The sequence below is a fragment of the [Clostridium] scindens genome (genome assembly GCF_019597925.1).
Classification (GTDB): domain Bacteria; phylum Bacillota; class Clostridia; order Lachnospirales; family Lachnospiraceae; genus Clostridium_AP.
Genome location: NZ_CP080442.1, coordinates 3,790,529 through 3,814,489, shown reverse-complemented (window position 1 = coordinate 3,814,489; position 23,961 = coordinate 3,790,529). Strand labels below are relative to the sequence as shown.

At 46.7% G+C, this 23,961-nt stretch carries 19 protein-coding genes and 1 tRNA gene; 15 read left to right on the top strand and 5 right to left on the bottom strand.

The window, feature by feature from the left end; translation table 11 throughout:
* Nucleotides 1-231: 231 nt before the first annotated feature.
* The 13 genes from K0036_RS18275 to K0036_RS18215 all read left to right on the top strand — a co-directional run bounded on the left by K0036_RS18275 (nt 232) and on the right by K0036_RS18215 (nt 17,549).
* Entirely contained in the window at nt 232-1,440 is a 1,209-nt protein-coding gene (locus K0036_RS18275; protein WP_220430355.1) for a BTAD domain-containing putative transcriptional regulator, read from the top strand.
* Nucleotides 1,441-1,663: 223 nt separating this feature from the next.
* Complete coding sequence (locus K0036_RS18270; RefSeq protein ID WP_220430354.1) at nt 1,664-3,241, top strand: peptidoglycan DD-metalloendopeptidase family protein; 1,578 nt, start codon at nt 1,664-1,666, stop codon at nt 3,239-3,241.
* 275 nt (nt 3,242-3,516) lie between these two features.
* Entirely contained in the window at nt 3,517-3,996 is a 480-nt protein-coding gene (locus tag K0036_RS18265) for a hypothetical protein (RefSeq protein ID WP_227061019.1), read from the top strand.
* 40 nt (nt 3,997-4,036) lie between these two features.
* Nucleotides 4,037-9,634, top strand: coding sequence for a DUF7604 domain-containing protein (locus K0036_RS18260; RefSeq protein ID WP_220430353.1), 5,598 nt, complete (start codon nt 4,037-4,039; stop codon nt 9,632-9,634).
* Nucleotides 9,635-9,663: 29 nt separating this feature from the next.
* A complete protein-coding gene (locus K0036_RS18255; protein WP_220430352.1) occupies nt 9,664-11,106 on the top strand; it encodes a SpaA isopeptide-forming pilin-related protein in 1,443 nt (480 codons plus the stop codon).
* Nucleotides 11,107-11,175: 69 nt separating this feature from the next.
* The gene (locus K0036_RS18250) at nt 11,176-12,024 is read left to right on the top strand and encodes a class C sortase (protein WP_220430351.1); all 849 of its coding nucleotides are present in this window, start codon (nt 11,176-11,178) and stop codon (nt 12,022-12,024) included.
* Complete coding sequence (locus tag K0036_RS18245; RefSeq protein ID WP_220430350.1) at nt 12,014-12,910, top strand: class C sortase; 897 nt, start codon at nt 12,014-12,016, stop codon at nt 12,908-12,910. Before K0036_RS18250 ends, K0036_RS18245 begins: the two co-directional genes overlap by 11 nt.
* A complete protein-coding gene (locus K0036_RS18240) occupies nt 12,907-13,905 on the top strand; it encodes a DUF5979 domain-containing protein (protein ID WP_220430349.1) in 999 nt (332 codons plus the stop codon). The genes K0036_RS18245 and K0036_RS18240 overlap by 4 nt, the downstream gene beginning before the upstream one ends.
* A gap of 15 nt (nt 13,906-13,920) precedes the next feature.
* Entirely contained in the window at nt 13,921-14,439 is a 519-nt protein-coding gene (locus K0036_RS18235) for a hypothetical protein (protein ID WP_220430348.1), read from the top strand.
* 3 nt (nt 14,440-14,442) lie between these two features.
* Nucleotides 14,443-15,207 carry a hypothetical protein gene (locus tag K0036_RS18230; RefSeq protein WP_220430347.1) on the top strand — a complete coding sequence of 255 codons (765 nt, stop codon included), beginning with the start codon at nt 14,443-14,445 and terminating at the stop codon, nt 15,205-15,207.
* Nucleotides 15,208-15,220: 13 nt separating this feature from the next.
* Nucleotides 15,221-16,006, top strand: coding sequence for a hypothetical protein (locus tag K0036_RS18225; RefSeq protein WP_025641190.1), 786 nt, complete (start codon nt 15,221-15,223; stop codon nt 16,004-16,006).
* Nucleotides 16,007-16,008: 2 nt separating this feature from the next.
* Nucleotides 16,009-17,001 carry a hypothetical protein gene (locus tag K0036_RS18220; RefSeq protein WP_220430346.1) on the top strand — a complete coding sequence of 331 codons (993 nt, stop codon included), beginning with the start codon at nt 16,009-16,011 and terminating at the stop codon, nt 16,999-17,001.
* Nucleotides 17,002-17,006: 5 nt separating this feature from the next.
* Nucleotides 17,007-17,549: a signal peptidase I gene (locus K0036_RS18215; protein ID WP_220430345.1), complete on the top strand. Its 543-nt coding sequence runs from the start codon at nt 17,007-17,009 to the stop codon at nt 17,547-17,549.
* A 158-nt stretch (nt 17,550-17,707) separates the two neighbouring features.
* Here the strand turns inward: K0036_RS18215 and proC are convergent, their stop codons facing one another.
* The 4 genes from proC to K0036_RS18195 all read right to left on the bottom strand — a co-directional run bounded on the left by proC (nt 17,708) and on the right by K0036_RS18195 (nt 21,247).
* The gene (gene proC / locus K0036_RS18210; protein WP_025641194.1) at nt 17,708-18,505 is read right to left on the bottom strand and encodes a pyrroline-5-carboxylate reductase; all 798 of its coding nucleotides are present in this window, start codon (nt 18,503-18,505) and stop codon (nt 17,708-17,710) included.
* Nucleotides 18,506-18,626: 121 nt separating this feature from the next.
* Nucleotides 18,627-19,898, bottom strand: coding sequence for an amidohydrolase (locus tag K0036_RS18205; RefSeq protein ID WP_220430344.1), 1,272 nt, complete (start codon nt 19,896-19,898; stop codon nt 18,627-18,629).
* Between the two features lie 19 nt (nt 19,899-19,917).
* Nucleotides 19,918-20,622 carry an L-2-amino-thiazoline-4-carboxylic acid hydrolase gene (locus tag K0036_RS18200; protein WP_220430343.1) on the bottom strand — a complete coding sequence of 235 codons (705 nt, stop codon included), beginning with the start codon at nt 20,620-20,622 and terminating at the stop codon, nt 19,918-19,920.
* A 103-nt stretch (nt 20,623-20,725) separates the two neighbouring features.
* A complete protein-coding gene (locus K0036_RS18195) occupies nt 20,726-21,247 on the bottom strand; it encodes a DUF6512 family protein (protein ID WP_244095250.1) in 522 nt (173 codons plus the stop codon).
* Between the two features lie 137 nt (nt 21,248-21,384).
* Here K0036_RS18195 and K0036_RS18190 point away from each other — a divergent pair.
* Nucleotides 21,385-21,457, top strand: a tRNA-Lys gene (locus tag K0036_RS18190).
* Between the two features lie 82 nt (nt 21,458-21,539).
* Here the strand turns inward: K0036_RS18190 and K0036_RS18185 are convergent.
* On the bottom strand, nt 21,540-21,866 hold the full coding sequence (locus K0036_RS18185) for a winged helix-turn-helix transcriptional regulator (protein WP_025641196.1): 327 nt from the start codon (nt 21,864-21,866) through the stop codon (nt 21,540-21,542).
* A 231-nt stretch (nt 21,867-22,097) separates the two neighbouring features.
* Between K0036_RS18185 and K0036_RS18180 the strand changes: the two genes are divergently transcribed.
* Nucleotides 22,098-23,885: an aminopeptidase P family protein gene (locus K0036_RS18180; RefSeq protein WP_220430342.1), complete on the top strand. Its 1,788-nt coding sequence runs from the start codon at nt 22,098-22,100 to the stop codon at nt 23,883-23,885.
* Nucleotides 23,886-23,961 lie beyond the last annotated feature (76 nt).

Here is a 23,961-nt window from a genome sequence, read left to right as displayed (position 1 = left end):
GAAGACTGTCTCTTTTTTTGACTCTGCATCAGGAATATGCACCGAATGACATGAATAGAAAACAAAAAAAGCAATAATTGCGTCATTTGACAGAAAATCATTGATTATATGGAGATAGGTGTACGCAACTTATTGCAACGTTCCCGTAAATTAGTTATAATGATACTGTTCATTAGGAAAGTATACAAAGATGATGCCTCAATTGGAAAATAGTTGAAAAGGGATGTGCCAATGGAACAGAATAAAAGTAAAGACAATGTATTATACGTAAAGATGTTTGGCAGTTTTTCCATGATTTATGCCGGGGAATCTGTATTGGGAAATAAGGTAAGCGAGACGCAATTTACGTATATGATGCAAATTCTTTTGCATAACCGGAAAAATGGAGTCAGCCGGGAAAGTTTGGAAGAGATGCTGTTCGGAGACCGGGATATCAAGAATATCCATCACACAATGCAGAGTGTTATCTATAATGCTAAGAATAAACTGAGAAAAGCCGGTCTTCCAATAGCAAATTATATCCGTATGGAAAAGGGCGTGTTCTATTGGACCGATGATATACTGGTTGTTGAGGACGCTGCAGAGTTCGACCGTCTGTACAAGGAAGCGCAGGAAGAAAAGGACATAAATGCCAAACTTCAAATTCTACTTGAGGCATGCCATTGTTACACAGGGGAATTCCTATCTATGTACGCCGGTGTCATGTGGGCTGCCGCAGAAGCAAGGAGATACCGAGAGCAGTTCTGCCAATGCGTGGAGAAAGCAGCAGAGATACTCCGGGACAGGCAGGACTACCTGCAACTAGAGCAGTTAGGTACATATGCGTCCAGCATTGCGCCGTTTTCCGATTGGGAGAGTCTTACTATGGAGGCGCTGATCGGAATGGGCAGATATGAGGAGGCTGGCAGTTTATATGCAGAGACCGTTGACCGTTACTTTAAAGAAAGAGGCATCCGGCCATCGCAGAAGTTAATGGATTCGCTGGATCAATTAGGCGAACAGATGCTGCATCCCTATGGAATGCTTGACAAGACACAGACAGAACTTGCCGAATCCAGAACGGATATATACGGCGGGTATCTGTGCTCCTATCCTATATTCCAAGGAATCTACCGCATGGTGACCCGGATGATGGATCGAGGAGGCCAGTCCGTCTACCTGATGTTATGCACGATTATTGACAGCAAAGGAAACCCCATGAAGGACGGAGAACCGCTGGAACAGTTATCCCGCCGCCTGGGCGATGCGATCTGTGCATCTATCCGCCACGGAGACGCGGTCAATCGATATGGAAAAGGCCAGTACCTGGTACTGCTGGTTAATACGACGATTGAGAACTGTGCCATGATCCAGAAGCGGATCAATAATAATTTTCTGATTGGGAGGCAGCGTACTGGGGTTCAATACTATGTAAGCAGCGTGACTTGTGAAATTGAATAATAGATGTGCAAGGCATATTTTTAATGCTCCGCTCCTCGTTATTGCGAGAAGCTGGGGCTTTTTTTCTGCCTGAAAAGTGAAATCAATAAAAAAAGTCAAAATCTCCTTTTAATTGGTTGATTTTTGATTCTTCCTTTGATTAGTGCTTTGCTATGATGACATTAGAATCAAGATTTATATGGGATAATGCTGAAAGATAAAGCGGCGAGGAGATGAAGAATATATGAAATTACAGAAGGTGTCAGCCATCCTAGGCCTTACTGTCTGCCTGATCGGAACCCAGATTCCCGGCAATTATGCAGGGAATGTGGCGCAGGCAGCACAAGAAGAGCCAGGAAGTATAAGCCAAGGAGAATCTCAAAATATACCGGCGCAGTCTGATGAAGGAAGCGGCTCCGGTACGGAAGGAGATGAAGGAAGCGGCTCCGGTACGGAAGGAAATGAGGGAAGCGGCTCCGGTACGGAAGGAAATGAAGGAAGTGGCTCCGGTACGGAAGGAGATGAAGGAAGCGGCTCCGGTACGGAAGGAGATGAAGGAAGCGGCTCCGGTACGGAAGGAGATGAAGGAAGCGGCTCCGGTACGGAAGGAAATGAAGGAAGCGGCTCCGGTACGGAAGGAAATGAGGGAAGCGGCTCCGGTACGGAAGGAAATGAAGGAAGCGGCTCCGGTACAGGGGAGATACCTGGCCAGGATACGAAACCAGTAAAGCCGGATACAGGAGCAGAACCAGGGGGTGGGACAAGAACAGAAGTGCCCGGGCAACCCCCTTCAGGAAGTGGAAACATAAAAGTACAGCCAAGGATAAACGGGGGAGAAAAGAGCACAGCAAGCTACAGGCCTTCCGCGAAGTTCCTGGATGACCGGGAGAAGATAAAGTATAACATGGAGATTCCGTTAGACAATATGCCATCCTTCATCACCCAGGAGATGATAATCGGGGCATTAAAGTGCCAGGATGAGACAGGCTATCCCGCATCTGTTACGATTGCCCAGATTATCCAGGAATCTGGATTTGGCAAGTACGGACCGGGAGGAGAAGAAGGGAAAGGCTTATCCTATCTGGCATACCAGTATAATAATTTGTTTGGAATCAAAGGAACAGGCCCTGCGGGCACCGTAGACATGCGTACTGGCGAGCAGGCCAGTGACGGATCCGCTTATATGATTACTTCCGGCTTCCGTGTGTATAACACTTATACGGAATGTATAGAAGATAGAACGGAACTATTAAAAGAGGTATATAAGGATCTGACTTTTGGTGTCGAAGATGCCAATACATTTGCCATAAAGGTGGGCAGCCGTTGGGCAACCGATATTCAGTATAGTCAGAGCCTGATTGGACAGATGGAGAAATATGATCTATATAGGCTCGACCGCATGACGCTGGATGAGTTTGACGGGCTTTTGGGGACATTTGTAAATCCCTGTCCCGGCTCGACTCTGACTAGCAGCTTCGGCCCCAGAAGCGCGCCAAAGGCAGGCGCAAGCACATATCATAAGGGCATTGATATGGGAACGGGCGCTTACCATATCCCAACCTATGCGGCCGCGGCAGGAACCGTAACATTAGCCGGAGAGATGGGGACAGCCGGCCTTATGGTTGAAATTGACCATGGGGATGGGCTGGTCACCAAGTACATGCACCATGACAAAATATATGTTGAAGAAGGACAGAAAGTAGAGAAAGGGCAGCAGATAGGGCTGTCGGGCACGACAGGCAATTCTACAGGAAACCATCTACACTTCCAGGTGGAAGAAGATGGGGTGGCAATCGATCCCAGCCTGTACCTGGGGTTTTAGCAACTCGTCTGAAGTTCTTCCGGGATCAGCCATCACCGGAAGAACTTCCCCTCCAATGAGCGGGAACAGAACGAGCATTCCAAATCCATTTATCAGTTCACAATGCTAAAGTCAATGATAATTATGTAAAAATCCTTTTTTCACACGTACTTTTGTCGGTTCTTTTGTCTGTGCGACTGCTAAAATAGACGAAAGGTAAAAGCGCATAGCGGCCGGAAAATGTTTACGAAATGCCTGGTTAGGAACGCCTTAATAAATAATAGAAGGAAGAAACAATGGTGGAGAAAAGAACATACTACATCGGTTCTCCGAACGGAGTTATTCTCTGCGTGGATAGGCGGCTGAATGGAGAGACGATTGGCCGGATTTATCACGCATACAGCAAAGAGGCAATATACATCTCATGCATGGAAGAGATGATCATCTATTTGGAAGGTTTCTTTGATAGATTGAGATTCCCGTTTCCAGGGACGGATGACAAGACATTCCGTATATCGGAAAAAAAGACAGAACGAGAAGAAAGGATGATAAAGGTTATGCGAGAAGAAGACATATTAGAGAATCATGGAGATGCCGGCACTTTTATTATCCGCGTACAGCATAGGCAGCATAGCAGCTGGCAGGGACTGATTACCTGGGTAGATGAGGATAAGACGGTTGCGTTCCGGTCAGCACTGGAACTGATTAAACTGATAGACGAAGCGTTGAATGATAAAGACGACGAGTCGGGTAACGAGACATTGGTAAAGAGATGAGAAAACGTGCAATTATGATGGAATTGGAGGAATACGCGTTATGAAAATGTTAAAAAGATGGCTCGCGTTTTTCGTGGTAGTGGTATTGCTTATAGGAGTAGCGTTTAACGGACGTAGCCCAATTGCTGCGAGTCAGATAGACAAAGTGAATACGACAGAAGGGGCGGCAGCAGAACCCGCAATGGAGCAGCAAGGAAGCGAAGCATCAGAAGCCGCGGACAACAGCAATGCAGGGAGCAACGGCGATACGAATGGGGCGACCGTGCAGGAGATAGCGCCGGATACACAGGCAAGCGAAAGCCAGCCAGCGGCATCGATAGAAAACATAGAGAATGGAACGGCAGTACATCAGGATGCAATGGAACTGAAGCAGGAAGTGAAAGATGAGAACGGTGAAGTTATCTGCACCGTAACGGCGAATCTTCAGGAGGGGACATTCGAGGCAGACACCTCCGAAGTTTCAATGGAAGTTGCAGCGGTGGAAACCAATATTTCTGAAGAAGTAAAGGCGTTGATGGAAACGACCATAGGCGAAGGGCAGATGCTGGGAGAATACTTCTTCTATCATATTATCTTCAAAATAAATGGCGTGCCAACAGAACCAGGGCGTGAAGTCAAGATCACATTTGAGCCCAAGGATTACCAGATTGCAGATGTAAAGAAAGCAAGAACCTTCTATTATAATGAAGCCAATTCTATCGCAGGAAATCAGCAGGCTGAAATCATAGAGATCACGCAGAAGGCAGATAAGATCGCAGAATTGCAGAATGCCGGACAGAGCATAGACAACATTGACGATTATGATCTTGCTGAGATCGCTTTGAGAGATGATGGCTCGGCAGATAAGATTCAGATGGAGGGCAGACGCTCCACGATCTATGGATGCTACCTGGAAGAGCCAAAACCAGAAGAAGAGACGGCGGATGGCAATAATTCTTCCGAAGGAGAGATAAAGGAAGAAGAGACGGAAGGCAAAACGGATATATCAGGTACGGCGGGTCCCATTGAGGATGCAACAACCTTACAATATGAAGATGAAAATGTATCGGTAATGGTTAGCGCGAATAGAGAAGGCATCATACCTGCGGATTCAAAACTTAAGGTCATTCCTGTCCTTCCGGATGATAAGAAAACCAAAGATCAGTATAAAGAAGTAGAAGAAAAACTGAAGGACAAGGCGAAGAATGAAAATTACAGCATTGCAGGATTCCTGGCTTATGATATTAGTTTTGTTGATGAAGATGGGAAAGAAGTCGAGCCAGACGGCAATGTGAAAGTCACGATGGAATACAAGAAAGATGTAATGCCAGAAGAGGTGAAAGGAACAGAGAAAGACCTGGGCGTAACGGTGATGCATCTGGAGGAAAATGGGAAGGGCCAGGTAAAGAAGGTTGTCGACATGGGTGCGGATGTCGGATCGAAAGCATCTGTGGAAACAACAGACAACGGCAAGGTGAAAAAGGCAGAGTTTGTTACAGATAGTTTTTCCACGTTTACACTTGCATGGCAGGAATATGAGCCATCACTTACAGATTATGCAAACGGCTCTGTGAGAACTAGCGTTAACAGCTTGGGAGCGCCGGAACACAATAAGCGTATCAAATATAACGAGAAAAATAAGGATTATACGCTGACACTTGACGTTACCGGGAAGAGAGGAAAAAAGACTGGCGTAGATGTACTGCTTGTAATTGATAAGTCTGGAAGCATGGGCTTAAATGATAACGGCCGGACGGATGCTAATCATTTCAACTTGATGCCGACACTTAAGAATACGGTTCCGACTCTTGTCGATACGATATTGCCGGATTCGGATTCTGTAAACCGGGTGGCAGCAATCAGTTTTAGCAGTGATGATTATACAGGGAAAGATATTAGTACTGACTGGGTCGACTATAATGGGAAAAGTGGATTCAATCAGAAGATAGAAGGCCTGGGAACAAAGGGAGGAACCAACTGGCAGCTGGCAATGCGCAATGCGGATAAGAAGTTGGAGCCAAGAGCCGAAAGCGAGAATAAGAAAGTCGTAGTGTTCTTGTCCGATGGCGAGCCTACGTATCGATATGAAAAAAGTTACCGTTATCCATACGAGGAATATGAAGCGGGCGGCGGACAGAGTTATAGCAGTGCTAATCTTACGAACGCGGTGAATGAAGTTGCAGGTTCTGGCTATTTAAAGGATGCCGAGATTTATTCGGTATATCTGACGAGCCAGACCAGCACAAGAATGACAGAGTTTGCAAATAAACTTGCAGCCAAGAATATTAATGCCCACGCCAAAGATGGAACGAATATGGCAAGCGCGCTTCAGGAGATTATCAATCAAATTGTCGCGCCAGCGTATCAGAACGTGGTTATTGAGGATACTCTGAGCGAATACGTTCAGTTTCATGATTTTGACCAGGAAGGGAATCCGGTAACAACGGTAAAGAAGACCACGGCTGATGGAAGGACGACAACGCTTGGGAAGAGTGATTACACTCTGAACTATAATTCCTTGACAAAGAAGATATCCGTCGGCCTCCTAAATGGAGAAGCATTGGAAGAGGGGGCGACATATAGCATCAGTTTTGATGTGGAGCCGACCGACGCCGCAACGGATTACTTTATAGAACATGGAGAATATCCACATATTGGAGATGAAGGTACGGATGCGGAAGGAAATTCCACCAGTTCTGGCAAAGAGGGATTCTATTCAAACAGTACCGCAACGGTTAAATATAAGGAAAATAAGGAATCCTTGCAGCAGACGGCAACATATGCAATGCCGGTCGTACAGGTGGAAAAAGCATTCTGCGATTTTAGTTTTGATAAAGTAAATTCAAAAGGCAATCCGGTAGCTGGCGCAAAATTCCTGCTGAAGAATGATAAGGATTCTTCCATATATTATGAAGCGGTTTCGTATAGCGACGGAAAAGTTACCTTTAAGAACCTGCGGGTTGGCGAGTATACGTTGACGGAAACGGCACCCGCGGATGGATATGTAAGAGAAACGGCAGAATGGAAGGTGAAAGTCGAAAGGGGCAAAGACGGCAGTATTACGGCAGCCCTATACCAGTCTGATGGAACAACTCTGACAGAAGGACAAAAAATTGTCAACTACACGGAGAAGGAAGAAGCAGTCAAGAATTTGGAGAGCGATAAAACCGCCAGCGTGGTCAATGAAGCGGATCGGATATTCCAGATTGATCTGTCAGCATCTACCAAAGGCAGGGAAGAGGGAATCGCAGCGCAGGCGGCGAGTATCGTGCTCGTGCTGGACGCAAGTTCCTCTATGCAGGAGAATGGCAAGAAACTGAGTGACATACAGGATGCGGCAAAAGCCTTTGTGAACACGACGAAAGAGAAATCGCCCATCAGCGAGATTGCCGTGATATGGTATCAGGGATCAGAGGGATCAAATCCGACGATCACGGACAGTGGATTTTATACGCTGGATACAAGTAATAACGTGAACGCCATCAATCGCTTCATCAGCAACAAGTATGCGTCTGGCGGAACACCTATGGGCGACGCGTTAGAAGAAGCCAATTCTATATTAAGCGGACGTTCGAATTCCAGCAAGTATGCACTCCTTTTTACGGATGGAATGCCAGGATATAATTCCGGCAACAATAGTTTCAACTGCATGGTGGCGAATCATGCAAACAATGAGGCTAAGGAAATTAAGGAATATGCCAAATTATATACAATTGGATACAAATTAAGCGGCAGTTTTAAGTGGGAAGAAGGCCATAGCCAGGATAGTACTAATAATCACGGAAGCCACAGGACCGAGACGAAGGCTGCGGACTTTCTTAAGAATTACCTGGCATCGAGCCCAGAGGGTGACAGAACCTACGCTTATACGACGGATAACACCGATGGCCTGACAAAGATATTTGAAGATATTGCCGGCCAGATTGGAGATTTTTATAAGATCAGTCCAGAAAAGATCGTTGACGTGATCGATGCGCGCTTCGAATTGACGGAGGAGTCCAATAAGAAACTGGAGGCAATGGACGGCGTGACGGTAAAAGTGAATCAAGATGGCACGACTACCATCACCTGGACAAAGGATGCAGCCGTGATCGGAAATGCGGAGTCAACAGATCCTGACAATCAGCCATGGAGCGCTAGTTTTCAGGTGAAGGCAAAGGATGACTTTATTGGCGGCAATATGGTACCTACGAATGGCGCAGCATCCGGAATCTATATAAGCGAGGATTCGACAAAATTATTCCCGCAGCCATCCGTCAATGTACGACTTCTTTCCTTGGATATGGAAGATAAGGAGATTACAGTATATAAAGGAGACTCCATTAAACCAGAAGGATTTGCTGATGAACTGGCAGATACGCTCAAGATTCTAGAACTTGATCAAAAGACCGCTACAGATACGGGAAAGCCAAGTTATCCGGAACTGACAGAGTCTCAGAAAGCAGAACTGCAAGAAAAAGGAACCATTACTTTAGGCGAGGATCCGTCTGTCAAATATGTTTATCCAAATACGGATGAAGCGGTTGGATACTTTGTATATACCTATAAACTGTCCGAGAATCCTGGCGGCAATATGGCGGAACATGTAACTGATACAGCAGGAGAGAGAGTAGAAGTCTATGAACTGAACATTCAGTTTATACCATATGCTACGGCTGATCGAGGAGCAATGCCAGAACTTGGAGGAGTCCTTCCACCAACGCAGACCGGTGGAACAGAACTCAATCCGGATACGGATCGGCTGATTGCACAGGGCGAATATGTGGTAAATGTAATTGCCGGAGAAGTGCAGATCACAAAGAAACTGACGGAAACATCCGATAAAGACCAGACATTTATATTTACGATAAAAAAGGATGGATTGGTTTATAAGACAGTTACTTTGACCGTGCCTGCGAATGCCACGCAAGCAACTTATGCAGGAGAGGATCTAAAAAACCTTGCGCGTGGCGAATATCTGGTTGCCGAGGCTCTTACTGATGGATATGCCATAAAGGAATTTTCAATAGGCGAGGGAACAAACTGCAAGAGTAGCAAGAATGAGTCAGAGGAAACTGCAACGTTTACGATGGGCCTGAACAAAGCAGGGAAAGATGTGATCGCTGAAGCCGACTATGAGAGTGGCATCTTAGGGCAGGCAATCTATACGAACGAGAAGGTAATAAAAGACTGGAATATTAAGAAGGTAAGTTCCAGCGATCCAAAACTGGTTTTGGCCAATGCACAGTTTAAGTTGCAATCGACTACTGGCAGCACGGCTTACTATGGCAAGTCAGATAAAACTGGCATTGTGAAGTGGTATGTCAATGAGGACTGCACGCAGGCATTGACGGGCAAGATTGCTGCAGATATGTATCAATTATCGGAGATGAAAGCGCCTGACGGCTATGCCGTAAGCACGGACATCTGGATGGTAGAAGTTACAAAGAATGGCGCATTAAAGACCATTACGTCTGATGGCAAAGTAATAGAAGGCAACAGGGAAGAAGGAACGACAACCATATTCTTCCAGTTTGAGAATGATCCGGTATACGCCCTTCCGGAGGCCGGAGGCCCGGGAATATTCTGGTATACTGCTGGTGGCACGCTGCTGATGATCTTGGCAGGTATGCTGGCTCTATATAAAAACAAGAAAAGCGAGGCAGTGCCTCGAAATTAAAAATCCAATGGAGAAAAGGAGAAAAGAGTATGAGCAAGATTAAAAAAGTTTTAGCAATGCTTCTGACATTAGCTCTGGTGCTGGGAATGGGGATCACTACCTTCGCGGCTCCGGGCGACGCTAACAGCAAGGTTACCGTTAAGAATGCAGACAAAGCTACGTTAACGATTGCGCAGGTTATCGAGACAGACAATACAGCGGTAACAGGATGGAAATTTACAGATGGCGCAGCAGCGTCATACAGAACCGCATTTGGAGGCGCGGCAAATGGGGACGATGATCAGAGAATTATTGCCGGCCTGATCAAGTATGTTGATGCAGACGCAGTAATTGATGATTCCATTAAAGATAAGATAATAGCCGCGGACGCAGATAAGATTGCTGCAGCGTTAAAAGGACTTAGCAATAATATGTTTATGCCTTTTGTAAATGGCAGTGCAGTTACCTCCGCCGGAGTTTATGCGATCAGGGCAACAGAAGAAGGCTATGTATATAGCCCAATGGCAGTTTATGTAGGATTTGGCAAGGAAGACACAACAGAAATAAATGCAAAAAAAGCGCCAAATAAGGTGGATAAGACTGCAGAAGATAAAGAGAAAGTGACAGAGATCAGTAAGACGGTTACATATACTGCAAAATCAACGATACCTTATATTGCTGAGACAGATACGAACAAGACCTATGTATTCGAGGATACATTGAGCGGCGCGACTTATAATGTAGTTAATGGAAAATTACCAGTGAGTGTAAAGGTTGGAACAGGAGAGCCGGTATCTTACTCTGCCGATGTAACAAAAAATGCTAATGGCACGTCTTCATTTGTATTAGATTTATCAAGCTTAGTTCAGAATAATGACTATGCAAATCAGAGCATTGTAATCTCTTATGATGTTACGGTGATAGATACGAAAATTGGAAATGATATTCAAGTAGGCAATGACAAAAATAATCCGAACGATAAGTATGGATCTGATCATGAGGATGTTTATACAGGCCAGATTATATTAACCAAGACCGGAGACGGCGGGAAGACGCTTGAAGATGCACAGTTCAAAGTATATAAGAAAGTAAAGAATGATGCTGGGAAAGAAGAAGTTCTATTCGCGCAGTTTGACAAGGATAACAAACTGTCTGGCTGGGGAACGGAAGATGCAGCAACGGTCATTGTTACAGGCAAGGATGGAACCGTTAAAGTTCAGGGCCTGGATTTAGGAACCTACTACTTCAAAGAGACAAAGGCTCCGAATGGATACAGCGTAAATACGACGGATTCTGATGCTAAATTAGAGTTAAAAGATGGAAAACCGGCTACAGCAACTGTAGAGGCGACAGCTTCCATGGCGGATACGAAGCTTAACGCTCTGCCAGGAACTGGTGGTATCGGTACAACGATCTTCACAATTGGTGGCTGCCTGATCATGATTATCGCAGCAGCACTGTTCTTTGCATCACGCCGCAAAGAAAACAAATAGTTTATTTGGCTGCAGGGCGGAGAAGCGTCCGCCCTGCATTTTATATATACAGCATCAAGGAGAACTCATATGAAGAAGAAATATTCGAACATTATAATCGTGGCTGTTTTTATCATAGGGCTGTCCTTGCTGCTGTATCCAACCATAGCGAACAAATGGAATACATACAGGCAGTCAAAGCTTATCAGCAATTATGATGCCAAGGTGGCGGAACTTAAGAAAGACGGAAAGATTGATTATGAAAAAGAGTGGAAGAACGCGCGGGATTATAACAGCGCGCTGGTTCCAATGATTCTGCCCGATTCTTTTGCCATTGCTGACGCAAAGGAAGAAAAGGATAGATCCTATGAGTCGTGTCTGAATATTACAGGCGATGGCATAATGGGGATGGTGGAGATTCCAAAGATTGATGTGGAATTGCCAATTTACCATTATACGACAGAGGAGGTGCTTAAGAATGCGGCGGGGCATCTGGAAGGAAGTTCTCTTCCGATAGGAGGGAAGAGCACCCACAGCGTGATCTCCGCACATAGAGGCCTTCCCAGCGCAATACTATTTACAGATCTGGATAAGATGAAGAAGGGCAATCACTTTATGATTTATGTTCTGGATGACATCCTCTGCTATGAAGTTGATAGGATTAGTATCGTGAAGCCTGAGGATACGTCGGATTTGAATGTGGAAAAAGGCAGGGATCTGATGACGCTTTTGACCTGCACGCCGTATGGAGTCAACACAGAGAGGCTTCTGGTAAGAGGTCACAGGGTTCCGTATAAAGAGGCTTATAGTAGTGAGAAAGATTCTTCTATCAGCCTGGAAACGAATTACATTCTCTGGGTAGTTATAGGATTGCTGCTTACGGCAGCATTGATAGGAGGAATGTATGTGAGGGAGCGTAAAAAGAAGCATGAAGCGTAAGATAACGACATTTATATTTGGATTATTGTTCCTGATCGGATTCGCAGTTCTCATATATCCGACTGTCTCCAATCAATGGAATACTTACAGGCAGCAGCAGCTGATCACAAACTATGATAAAGCGGTCAGCAATATGACGCCGGAAGATTTTGATAAGGCGTGGAAGGCCGCCGAAAATTTTAACAATTCTTTTGACCTTAATAATATCTTTGGCGATGTCTTCAGCACGCAGTCCGATCTGAATGACATCAAAGACACAGAATATTGGAAAGTCCTGAATGTAGGTGGCAATGGAATTATGGGATATCTTTCGATTCCCAAGATTAACGTAGAGCTCTCTATTTACCATGGAACCTCCGACGAGGTATTGCAGACAGGCGTCGGACACCTGAACGGCACAAAACTTCCAATGGGCGGCAAGAGTACGCATAGCGTTCTCTCTGCTCACAGAGGGCTTCCATCGGCAAAACTATTTACAGATATCGACCAGATGAAGAAGGGAGACAGATTTTATCTTCATATTCTGGATAAGAATTTTGCATATGAAGTAGACCAGATTCTTTCAATGGTTGATAAGGATGACCACGAGACGCTGGAGCAAGCCCTTCAGATTGAAGAGGGCCAGGATTATGTAACTTTATTTACCTGTACGCCGTATGGCGTAAACACGCACCGGCTTCTAGTGAGAGGCCACAGGATTCCTTACGATGGGGAAGAACTAGAAAGTAGCCTGACAGACTCCATGGTACAGGCGATTCAGAACTACTATATGTTATTCTTGTTACTTGGCTTGGCAGTGACCGCGATCGTGATCATACTGATGAAACATCTGTTCAAGCCTCATAGAAAGCAGGCTAGAAAAGATTCGGAGGAGGGTAAGAAGTGAAACTAGGAAAGATTATGAAAAAGGGAAGCGCAGTCGCGCTCATCTGTGCATTGGCCCTTCCGGTATTGACCTTGGTGAATACACAGGCAGCGGACCGGATTGAGACGGGCAGACTGTGCAGCCTGACAGTAAAGGTGGATACAGAGTCTACCGCAGGGGATTTCAAAGAAGACCTTGGGCAGATGACGATTCCGGTAGCGCTCTATAAGGTGGCTGACGTGGATGCATCCGGTAGATATACGGAACTGGAAGGATTCCAGGGCCTGGGGCTTGGTGGCATCAGCGCTTCCACGACTGCGCAGGAGTGGCTTGACATGGCAGAGGCGGCATATGGAAAGATTACCGATGAAACGCAAAAGACAGAAGAGATATTCGTTGCTGGCGGGACAGGAAGCGTCGGAAATCTTGCAACAGGCATGTATCTGGTGGTGCCCGAGGAAACGTTTAACCAGGACTATTCTTATAAGTATACATTTACGCCGTATCTGACGGCGCTGCCCGGCAACCTGTATGCCCAGGGAGGCACTGACGAATGGCTCTATGACCCGGTTATCGGGCTGAAAGCAGAGCGTGAAGAGCAGTATGGAAGCCTGATCATTGAAAAGACTTTAAGCAATTATAATGAGTCTTTGGGAAGCGTTGATTTTGTGTTCCAGGTGGAGGCAGTCAAGAATGGAGAGACGGTGCGCAGCACGGTGGAACGTATCCGGTACAATGGGGCGGGAACACAATCCGTAGTTGTCGAGAAGATTCCGGTAGGCGCGCAAGTTACCGTTACAGAGGTATACAGCGGGGCGAGCTATAAGCCGGAAGGGGAGGTAGTCCAGGAAACGACTATCGTAGCACAGCAGTTGGTGGATGCCGGCCAGGCAGTGGCAGCAACCGTATCATTTAATAATAAGTATGACGACAGGCTGATTCCAGGCACAGGAGTGGTGAATCATTTTGATCCGCCGCAGGAAGAAGGCGATGACTGGAATTGGACGCAGAAGTAAGGGAGGCTGGAAGCAATGAGAAAATTCTTAAAAAAGAAAACAGTCTGGCTGACAGCCGTTGCAGTTGCTCTGGCCGGAAGCATGACGATACACAGCGCCATCGCATATTTTACAACTTATGCGACGGCTAGCGGATCCCATACTATATCTATCGGATCGAAGACGGATATTGTAGAGGAATTTGACAATTGGACCAAGCATATTCAGATTCAGAATACGGGAGAAAATGAATGCTTTGTGCGTGTAAAGGTATTCTGCGGAAGCCAGTTTACGGTTCAGTTCTCCGGAGAGGCCGGAGCATGGGAAGAAAGAGACAGCGACGGCTATTGGTACTATAACGACATTCTTCCGGCAGGAGGGATGACAAAGGAACTTCTGGCAGAGATTACAATACCGGAAGACCTGAAGGATAGTTTTAACGTCGTGGTAATCCAGGAGTGCACGCAAGTGCTTTATAAAGATGATGGCACTCCTTATGCAGACTGGAGCAAGATTATCGATACAACAACAGATATTGGCGGAGAGGGGGAATAATGAATGAACAATAAGAAGAGGACCTCCCGCAGTAACCATAAGACGACGATGGCGTTATTGGCGCTGGCAGTCATTCTGCTGGCAGCCAGCGCGCTAGGGAGTACAAGGGCAGCGCTTACCTATTTCAGCGATAATTATACGGCCCAGCTGGAAGTATCCCACATCGGCGTAACGCTGGTGGAGAACGGTAAGGACATTAGTTCCAGGGATTATGCTGGAAGCGGGGATGCGTGGAAGGAAAGTCAAGGAGAACTTCTTAAGGATATGCTTGGGAAAGAAGAAAAGGTTGCCCTTGGGAAGAAGTATGATGAAAAACTAACCGTAAGAAACAGTGGTGCAATCGATGAGTATGTTCGGGTAAGCATAGTGAAGAGTTGGACAGATAAAGATGGAAACAAGGTAACATCTCTGTCGCCAAAATTAATTGATCTTGGGATGACGGGAAACGGATGGATAAATGATAAGAATAATTCCACAGAAGAACGCATCATGCTATATTATCCAAGGGTGTTAAAGAGCGGAGAGATGGCACCTGCATTTGCAGACAGCATTCGGATTGACGATGCGGTGGCAAATAAGGTAACCGAGGAAACCCGGATTGAAGATGGTCACACGGTGATTACCACTACATTTAACTATGACGGCGTGAATTTTAATCTGGAAGCAGAAGTGGATGCGGTTCAGACGCATAATGCGAAGGATGCTATCAAAAGCGCGTGGGGTATTGACGTAAATGTGGCTTCTGACGGGACTATAAGCCTGCAGTAGGGAGGAGAGAGACATGAGAAAGAAAATCATTCGTTTTGTTCTGATGCTGGTCATGCTTGCTGCCATCCCTATGAGCGTATCCGCAGAGGATTTTAAAGGCAAGGATGGATGGAAAGTAAGTTTTGACGGAGACAAGATGGACAGCACGTTCAAAAGTTCTGATATTGATGAGGCGGTATATAAACTACAGCCAGGCGATTCCATAGAGATTACGCTGACTTTGGAGAATACTTATCATGCAGATACAGACTGGTACATGGCCAACGAGGTACTGCAAAGCCTGGAAGACAGCGATAATAGCGCGAATGGCGGAGCTTACTCCTACATCCTTAACTATGTAAATCCGAGAGGTGAATCTACATTACTTTATAGTAGTGAGTCCATCGGAGGCGAGGGCGACAGCAAAGGCGGGAAAGGTCTTCATCAGGCAACGAGTTCATTGGAGGAATTCTTCTATCTGGATCGGATATCAGGAGGGAAATCAGCAAAGATTGTCCTGAAAGTATCTCTGGAGGGAGAGACGCACGGAAATGATTACCAGAATACATTGGCAAAACTGCAGATGAAATTCGCCGCTGAGAAAGCGGCAGGCGCGCCACCTGCGACGGGTACTCCGGGCAAGAAGGCGAAGACCGTGAAGACTGGCGATGATTCCAGCATAATGCTTTACATATCTCTGGCAGCGCTTGCGCTGGGACTGATGATTCTGCTTCTTGTACTCAAGCGAATGAGAGACCAGAAGGATGAGCAGGCATCAGAAGCACATGGCGGATATGGGAATGGAAAGGGGGCCGAATAAGTATGAGAGTAAGTATGAGATCATGCGGGAGATTACGAAAAGGCCTTCTGATCATGGCACTTCTGCTGTGTATGACCGTTCAGACTGCATTTGCGGCTGAAGGAGGAAATGAGAAGGAATATACCTATACGGTAACGCTATTTGCAGGGAACCAGGGAACCTTTAATGGAACCGGCGGCGTACACGTAATCGGCGGCTCAGCCCAGATATCAGGCGGGGATGCCATCAGGATTACCGGACTGAGAGCCGGAGATGTGGTGGTGCTGGATGCAACTGCCGGAATGGTTGATCTGAAAAACGGCGATAAGTACTATATAAAGGGCGTCCGTGAAAGCGGCCGCGACAACAATACGGTTGCGGACTCTGCATTTACGGTGACGAAGGATGCAGAATATGTGGTTGCTTATGGCATCCAAGGCGATATGGTATCTTATACGGTCAATTATCAGGACGGCGGCGGGAATGAACTTGCCCCTAGCCGTACCTATTACGGGGCCGTGGGCGACAAGCCGGTGATAGCCTATCAATATATTGAAGGATATCGTCCTGATGCCTATAACCTGACAAAGACGCTTGGTAAAAATGAGGCGGACAATGTATTTGCATTTACATATACGCAGTCAAGCGTCCAGCAGCCTGCTGCAGGCGGTGAAGGAACGGAAGGCGGTACGGATACGGGCACGCCAGGTACAACGGCTACGCCAGGTACAACGGCAGGTGGTGGCGCAGGGACAGCAGGGGCCGGTACAGCGACAGCAGCGGGAACTGTTGAGACGCCGACGGTAGAGAATCCGGATGGAGGAGTGCCGCAGGCAACGGTTGATCTGGATGACGAAGATACGCCGAAGGCCAATATTGATGCCTCAGATTCTGATACCGTAAGGAATACCAGCCCGGTACCGATCGTTCTGGGAATCGTGGTTGCGGTGATCGCTCTGGGAGCCTTGATAGGGACCTACGTATATTTCAAGAAAAAGCATAAGACAGACTCATAAGGAAAATGGGAAAACGAAAAAAGAGACGCACAGCGTCAGGAAAACATAGGAACACTCTGGCGAAGATATTCAGTATCGGTGGAACGGTACTTTTGATCCTGGTTATCGTACTATGCATTCCGATTACAGTCCCCAGGCTGTTCGGCTATGATATATATACGGTCATCAGTGGAAGCATGGAGCCGGCGATTCCCACAGGAAGCCTGATCTATACGAAAGAGATTCCTCCAAAAGAGGTAAAGAAGGAAGATGTCATCGCATTTTACAGGGGTACGGATAGCGGCGCGATCGTCACCCACCGGGTGGTGAAGAACCAGACTGTATCCGGTAAATTTATCACAAAAGGCGATGCCAATGAAAAGAAGGATCCTATGCCTGTCGATTATGACGAATTACTGGGCAAGGTAGCGTTATCCATTCCATTTCTGGGAAGGATCCTGGCAACTGTGGCAACCACGTCGGGAAAGGCAGCGGCTGCATGCCTGATTGGCGTGGCGGTGATATTTCACATCATTGCAGGACGTCTGCGGGTGGATGATGAGTATTAGTTAAAGGGTAAATAGAAAGGAAGCGTTTGTGGGCAGGCAGTTCGGTGCCGCCCGGGGAACGCTTCCTTTTATGATGTTTCTCTTCTGATATTTTTCCTATGATATGTAATTGCAGAATGTGACCTAAATCATATATGTACACTAAAAAGTTTCTTAGTCTACAATTTCCTTGACTTCTCGGCTCCGGCGTTGATGCATTCGATAACAGCTGCCCTCATACCGCCCTTTTCCAAGGCTTCGCAGCCTTCAATCGTCGTGCCGCCAGGAGATGTCACCATATCTTTCAGTTCGCCTGGATGGATGCCTTTTTCCAGAATCATCTTGGCAGTTCCAAGGCAGGTCTGGGCAGCCAGGCGGTAAGCTGTAGCCCTGGGGAGCCCCTGCTTTACGCCACCGTCAGCCATAGCCTCGATGAACATGGCTGCATAGGCAGGCCCTCCGCCGCTAAGTCCGCATACGGCATCGATTAAGTGTTCCGGCACAAGTTCTACGATGCCAATGGACTCATAGATTGCCTTTGCAGCCTCCAGCTCGTCTGCGTTGAAATCATTGTCAGAGCAGAGTGCAAAGGCTCCTTCGAATACCATTGCAGGAGTATTTGGCATGATACGCAGGATTCTGGTAGCACCGTCGATCATGTCCTGCAGACGTTCAACAGTAACTCCAGCGACGATAGACATCATGGCCTTGCCCTCCAATGCCTTCTTGCACTGTGCCAGCGCTTCTGCGGCATTTTGCGGCTTTACTGCCAGAAGCACGATGTCAGCGCTGCTGCATACTTCCTCATCATCCTTTGCCAGGTTTACGCCCCATCCCTTGGCCTTTTCCATCATGACAGGGTTAATGTCATAGACATAGACGCTCTCCTTTGGAAGGACCCCGCTTTCCAGCGCTCCATAGAGAATGGCGCCTCCCATATTGCCGCATCCGATAATTCCGATTTTTTTAGTAATCATATTCTTCCTCCTTATGTTAAATGATTAACGGGACACGTAACAAAATTGAAAAATGTTACGTGTAAAAGTGAAAAGTGCACGTAGCAAAATTGAAAAATGTTACGTGTAAAAGTGAATATTGTTACGTGTCAATTTTATGACATTCCCACACCTTGTGTAAATATTCTGGTTTCTCAAGCAATAATTTTGTGCCTTCTGCCATGCACCTGGCAGCATAAAACATTCCTTTTTGGCCGATGCTCATGCCTGCCTGTTTGGCGGCAGCCCAGTGGTGAAGGGGCGTGCCCTTGCACATGGTGGCGGCACTGATGGTGATCAGCGGTACCGTGTGGCTGACTTCTGAAGCGTCGGTTCCAATAGAGATTGGTACGGGCGCATCTTCTAATGGCTCCAGCCCTGCGAAGTAAGTACCACGGCTGGCGAGGCCGGCTTCCCGGGTAATGTCTGCCGCAAAATCCAATTCTTCCTGAGTATATTCAGGGACGGGTATTCTTGTCATGGCATCATAGTAAAGTTCGGCAAGAACCCGGTTTACTTTCATTTCCTTACAGCTGCCAACCAGTTCGATCTCCACACTGGTGCCGGTCATCATAGCAGCGCCCCGAGCACAGTCGTCCACGCGTCTGCTGGCATCTTCCGTGCGTGCCCGCTTGCTGGAGCGTATAAAGTAGTTGGTCTTTGCAAAATCCGGCACCACGTTGGCGGGCAGGCCGTTGTCGATATAGGCATAGTGCATGCGAACATCATCTGCAACGTGCTCCCGCAGATAGTTGACGCCAATATTCATAAGTTCAGCCGCATCCAAGGCGCTTCTGCCATTTTCAGGGGATTTGGAAGCGTGAGCGCTGACCCCATGGAAGATATAGTTCTTGATGTCCTGGGACTGCCAGATGTCGTTGCTCACCCGGTTGCTGTCAAAAGGATGCCAGGTGACAGCAACGTCCAGGTCATCGAATATGCCCTGCCTGTTCATGATAATCTTCCCGGACATAATTTCTTCCGCAGGACATCCATATACGCGGATAGTCCCGGCCGTGTGACTGGCCTGCATATCTTCCTTTAATGCGCAGGCAGCGGCCGCCGCTCCGGTTCCAAGAAGGTTATGCCCGCAGGCATGGCCTAATTCTGCCAGAGCGTCATATTCCGCCAGGAAGCCGATGACGGGCTTTCCGCTTCCCCATTCAGCGGTAAATGCCGTGTCGATTCCAGCTGTTTTGCGGGAAATCGTAAATCCATTCCGTTCCAGCAGATCAGCGAGGCATTTGGAAGACAGCGTTTCCTGGTATGCCAGTTCCGGGTGGTGGAAGATATAATCGGCAGTCTGGATAAGTTCCGCTTCGTGGGACTTTAGCCAGGCTGCAATTATATTTTCCTGATTCTCTAAGGTGTTCATGGTATGCCTCCTTGGTTGATCATTCGGTTTCCGGGAAGATGCCTTCCAGAACATCCAGATATTCCTGGCCGAAGGTATCTGTATAGTCCTTTAGAGCAAGTTCCACCGCTTTTTCCCCATCGTCGCCCAGCCTCTGAATCAAAGCCTGGCAGATGGTGGATTTAAGATGCGCTGTATGGAAGTTGAAATCTTTCATACAGGAAGTTCCCAGTTCTTTTTTCTTTTCTGCCAGGGCAGATACTTCCTCGGGAGAAAGCGGATAGCCCCAGTCGAATTCGCAACGTTCCCCTCCCCAGCTCATGGAAGTGGTGGTTGGGGTGCATACAAAATCTGATCGAAATCCTTGGTAAACTGCATTGTCAACATTGACACAATATAATTTACCGAATTCTGTTAGACCGTGTTTTTTCCATGCGTCGCACCAGGCGCATTTGGAAATGTAGGTCTGCAAGGTAGGCTCTGTACGCAGCTGTCCGAATTCCATCTGTCCATCGTAATCCGGCTTCCATTCGCCATATGCCTGGTTTGTCATCGTGTTAAGCTCGTCGCCATGTGCCAGCGCATTGGCTGCCATTCGCTGGCCTCTTTCATTTCCATATGTAGTCATGCCAGCAAGTATGGCTTCTTTTCCTTCTTCTCCACAGATTTCTATGGCGCGCTTGGCCAGATATGCAAATAGAATGGCATGATGTTCAATCTTGCAGTTAACGGGTTCATTTGCCATAATTTTAATGCTCCTTTCCTGTAATGTGATAACATGATTATACTATAATTAACGGGAAAATGCATTAAGATGTATGACGGCCTTTTGACATAGATCCATTATTTTATTGCGGGGGAAAGAAAAGAGGAATGTTCGGTGGGAAGCAGGTGAAGGCGAAAAAGCACAGGGAAAGGATGACCCAGGATGAGAATACGATAGTCTGGGATGGCCTGCGAGGTCTTTTCCTGGAACATGCCGACGCCACATAAAAGGAGAACAGTACGCCAAATAAGAAGATCAGGATATCAATAATCAGAAAATGGCGCCCAACGACTCCGGTATAAGTATAGAAAAGCGTAATAACAGAAGCCATGCCGCACAATACGGCAAGGAGCCTGTGATAAAAGAAACTGATAATCCCAGATCTGGGCTTAGAATTTATATATTGCCAGATGCTCGCAAAGAGATAGGGAAAGAAAAGCAGTTTCAGGTGCTCCCAAGTAGATTCGTTAACCGGGCAGAACAAGGCAAAGATGGCCGCACCGCCGGATAATTCATATAGGAAATGATTCAGCGTGCCCAGCACGGCTACCGCAATGATATAAGGCATGTCCTTCTTTTCAATAAACTTCCACAAGCGATTCATATAAATACCTCCCCCACTAATATATGAAGGAAGTAAAGAAAATATGAAAAAAATATAAAAAAACACTTGCATTTTAGAAAAGTATATTATATAATACATCTTGCGTTACAGAAAACGCAGCAACGCAAAACAAGCCTGCGCGATTAGCTCAGTTGGCAGAGCACCTGACTCTTAATCAGGGTGTCCAGGGTTCGAGCCCCTGATCGCGCATTTAAAGATCGCTGTTTTTGGAGCATTTTGGTACTCCGGGGACGGCGGTTTTTTTGTGCTTGCTACTTGGTTTGAAACTATTTTATTCCAGCGTATTCTTATAATCAGTTCCCCAGGCACACATGGAATCCAGAATCGGCTTCAGGCTTCGCCCGGTATCGGTGAGGGAATACTCAACCTTGGGCGGAACTTCCGGATATACCTTTCGGTTAACCAGTCCATCCCGCTCCATGGCTCTTAAGTGGCTGGTCAGCACTTTTTGCGTGATGCCGCTGACAGAGCGCATTAACTCATTGAATCTCTTGGTTCCGGACATCAGGTCCCGGATGATCAGGACCTTCCATTTGTCTCCGATTAACTGCAGCGTCATTTCCACCGGGCAGTCGGGGATTTTTTTATTTGTCTCCATAAAAAGTCCTCCTTAGTATATTTTTAGATGTACAGAAGCGTAGGATTGTTTATTTCCATTATAGTAAGCAGAAAGGGAGATTGCAATATGCATAAAAGAGTATTTTATGGCTTATATAGAATACAGAGCCGTGAGGAGGAGAAATAAGTACAACAGTATAATAAGATAGTAGAAAGTTTATACTAGATACCGTATAATAGTAGTGACTTATTAAACGGGGGATGGACGAATATGAATGTAGACGAGAGAATTTTGGAATTGCGGCGCCACATGGAAGAAAAAGATATTGACATATATGTAGTTCCGACTTCTGACTTCCATCAAAGCGAGTATGTAGGAGAATACTTTAAAGCGAGAAAATTTATTACGGGCTTTACTGGTTCTGCCGGTACTGCGGTTATCACCAGGCGTGAAGCGAGGCTTTGGACGGATGGGCGGTACTTTATCCAGGCAGCCGGGGAACTTGCAGACAGCCATGTGGAATTGATGAAGATGGGCCATCCGGATACGCCGACGATAGAAGAATACCTGGAGGAAGCGCTTCCGGAGGGAGGAGCGATTGGATTTGACGGACGGACGGTATCTATGGGGGAAGGATGCCGATATGAAGCAATCGCCAGAAGGAAGAAGGGCAGAGTGGTCTTCCGATATGATTTGATTGACAAGATATGGACGGATAGGCCAGGGATTTCAGAAGAGCCGGTATTCATACTGGAAGAAAAATATGCGGGGGAATCTACGGCCAGCAAGCTTAAGCGTATCCGATCGGTGATGGAGGAGCAAGGAGCCACGATGCATCTGCTGACAACCCTGGACGATATCTGCTGGACGCTTAATATAAGGGGAAATGATATCGAATTCTTTCCCTTGGTTCTGTCCTATGCCATTATCAGCATGAATTATATGCATCTGTATATTGATGAGAAGAAATTAGATGAGGAAATTAAGGACAAGCTTGCCAAGGATGGCGTCATCCTTCATTCCTACAATGCCATATACATGGATGTCTGCGGCCTGTCATCGGAAGACCGGCTGATGATTGATCCGGACAGACTAAACTATGCGCTGTATCGGAGCATCCCTAAGGATGTGGTGAGGATTGAGGAGAGAAACCCGGAGATCTTGTTTAAGGCGATCAAGAATCCGGTGGAGATCGAAAATATTCGCCAAGCACAGATCAAGGACAGCGTGGCACATGTCCGGTTCATGAAATGGCTGAAAGAGAATGTGGGTAAGAGCAGAATTACCGAAATGAGCGCCTCGGAAAAATTAGATGAGTTCCGCAAAGAGATGGGGAATTTTATCCGGCCAAGCTTCGAGCCCATCTGTTCCTTTGGAGAGCATGCGGCAATCGTACATTATTCCTCATCGCCGGATACGGATGTAGAACTTAAGAAAGGATATCTGTTCCTGACAGATACGGGAGCGGGGTTCTATGAAGGCTCTACGGACATTACCAGGACTTATGCCCTTGGCAAGATCCCGCAGATTATGAAGGATCATTTTACCATAGTCGCGATCAGCAATCTGCAGCTGGCAAATGCAAGATTCCGGAAGGGATGCAGCGGCATGAACTTGGACGTGATCGCACGCAAGCCATTCTGGGACAGGGGGCTTGATTACAATCACGGAACTGGACATGGCGTTGGATACCTCCTGAATATTCATGAAGGGCCGGCAAGTTTCCGCTGGCAGTACCGGGCCGGCGAGACGCAGCCTTTTGAGGAAGGCATGATCATAACGGATGAGCCGGGTATCTATATTGAAGGGTCGCATGGCATCCGGCTTGAAAATGAACTTCTGGTACGCGAGTGGGAGGAGAATGAATATGGACAGTTCATGTGTTTTGAACCTCTTACCTATGTACCCATAGATCTGGACGCGATCAATCCGGAATTGATGTCCAGAGAAGAGAGAAAGATGCTGAATAAGTATCATAAGGCTGTATATAAAAAGGTGTCTCCTTATCTGAATAGCAAGGAAAAGGAGTGGCTGGGGAAATACACCCGGGAGATATAGGCAGGCAATGAGTGTTAACTTCTTTTTTCCTTAACAAAACGGAAAAAGTATAGTTGAAGGAAAATACGTCTCAGTT

Bases quoted from the DNA above. Each gene is read 5' to 3' on its own strand.
- K0036_RS18230 (WP_220430347.1), top strand. From the start codon at position 14,443: ATGAACAATAAGAAGAGGACCTCCCGCAGTAACCATAAGACGACGATG.
- K0036_RS18220 (WP_220430346.1), top strand. From the start codon at position 16,009: ATGAGAGTAAGTATGAGATCATGCGGGAGATTACGAAAAGGCCTTCTG.
- K0036_RS18200 (WP_220430343.1), bottom strand. From the start codon at position 20,622: ATGGCAAATGAACCCGTTAACTGCAAGATTGAACATCATGCCATTCTA.
- K0036_RS18260 (WP_220430353.1), top strand. From the start codon at position 4,037: ATGAAAATGTTAAAAAGATGGCTCGCGTTTTTCGTGGTAGTGGTATTG.
- K0036_RS18255 (WP_220430352.1), top strand. From the start codon at position 9,664: ATGAGCAAGATTAAAAAAGTTTTAGCAATGCTTCTGACATTAGCTCTG.
- proC (WP_025641194.1), bottom strand. From the start codon at position 18,505: ATGATTACTAAAAAAATCGGAATTATCGGATGCGGCAATATGGGAGGC.
- K0036_RS18245 (WP_220430350.1), top strand. From the start codon at position 12,014: ATGAAGCGTAAGATAACGACATTTATATTTGGATTATTGTTCCTGATC.
- K0036_RS18185 (WP_025641196.1), bottom strand. From the start codon at position 21,866: ATGGAGACAAATAAAAAAATCCCCGACTGCCCGGTGGAAATGACGCTG.
- K0036_RS18275 (WP_220430355.1), top strand. From the start codon at position 232: ATGGAACAGAATAAAAGTAAAGACAATGTATTATACGTAAAGATGTTT.
- K0036_RS18265 (WP_227061019.1), top strand. From the start codon at position 3,517: ATGGTGGAGAAAAGAACATACTACATCGGTTCTCCGAACGGAGTTATT.
- K0036_RS18250 (WP_220430351.1), top strand. From the start codon at position 11,176: ATGAAGAAGAAATATTCGAACATTATAATCGTGGCTGTTTTTATCATA.
- K0036_RS18180 (WP_220430342.1), top strand. From the start codon at position 22,098: ATGAATGTAGACGAGAGAATTTTGGAATTGCGGCGCCACATGGAAGAA.
- K0036_RS18205 (WP_220430344.1), bottom strand. From the start codon at position 19,898: ATGAACACCTTAGAGAATCAGGAAAATATAATTGCAGCCTGGCTAAAG.
- K0036_RS18225 (WP_025641190.1), top strand. From the start codon at position 15,221: ATGAGAAAGAAAATCATTCGTTTTGTTCTGATGCTGGTCATGCTTGCT.
- K0036_RS18195 (WP_244095250.1), bottom strand. From the start codon at position 21,247: ATGAATCGCTTGTGGAAGTTTATTGAAAAGAAGGACATGCCTTATATC.
- K0036_RS18215 (WP_220430345.1), top strand. From the start codon at position 17,007: ATGGGAAAACGAAAAAAGAGACGCACAGCGTCAGGAAAACATAGGAAC.
- K0036_RS18235 (WP_220430348.1), top strand. From the start codon at position 13,921: ATGAGAAAATTCTTAAAAAAGAAAACAGTCTGGCTGACAGCCGTTGCA.
- K0036_RS18270 (WP_220430354.1), top strand. From the start codon at position 1,664: ATGAAATTACAGAAGGTGTCAGCCATCCTAGGCCTTACTGTCTGCCTG.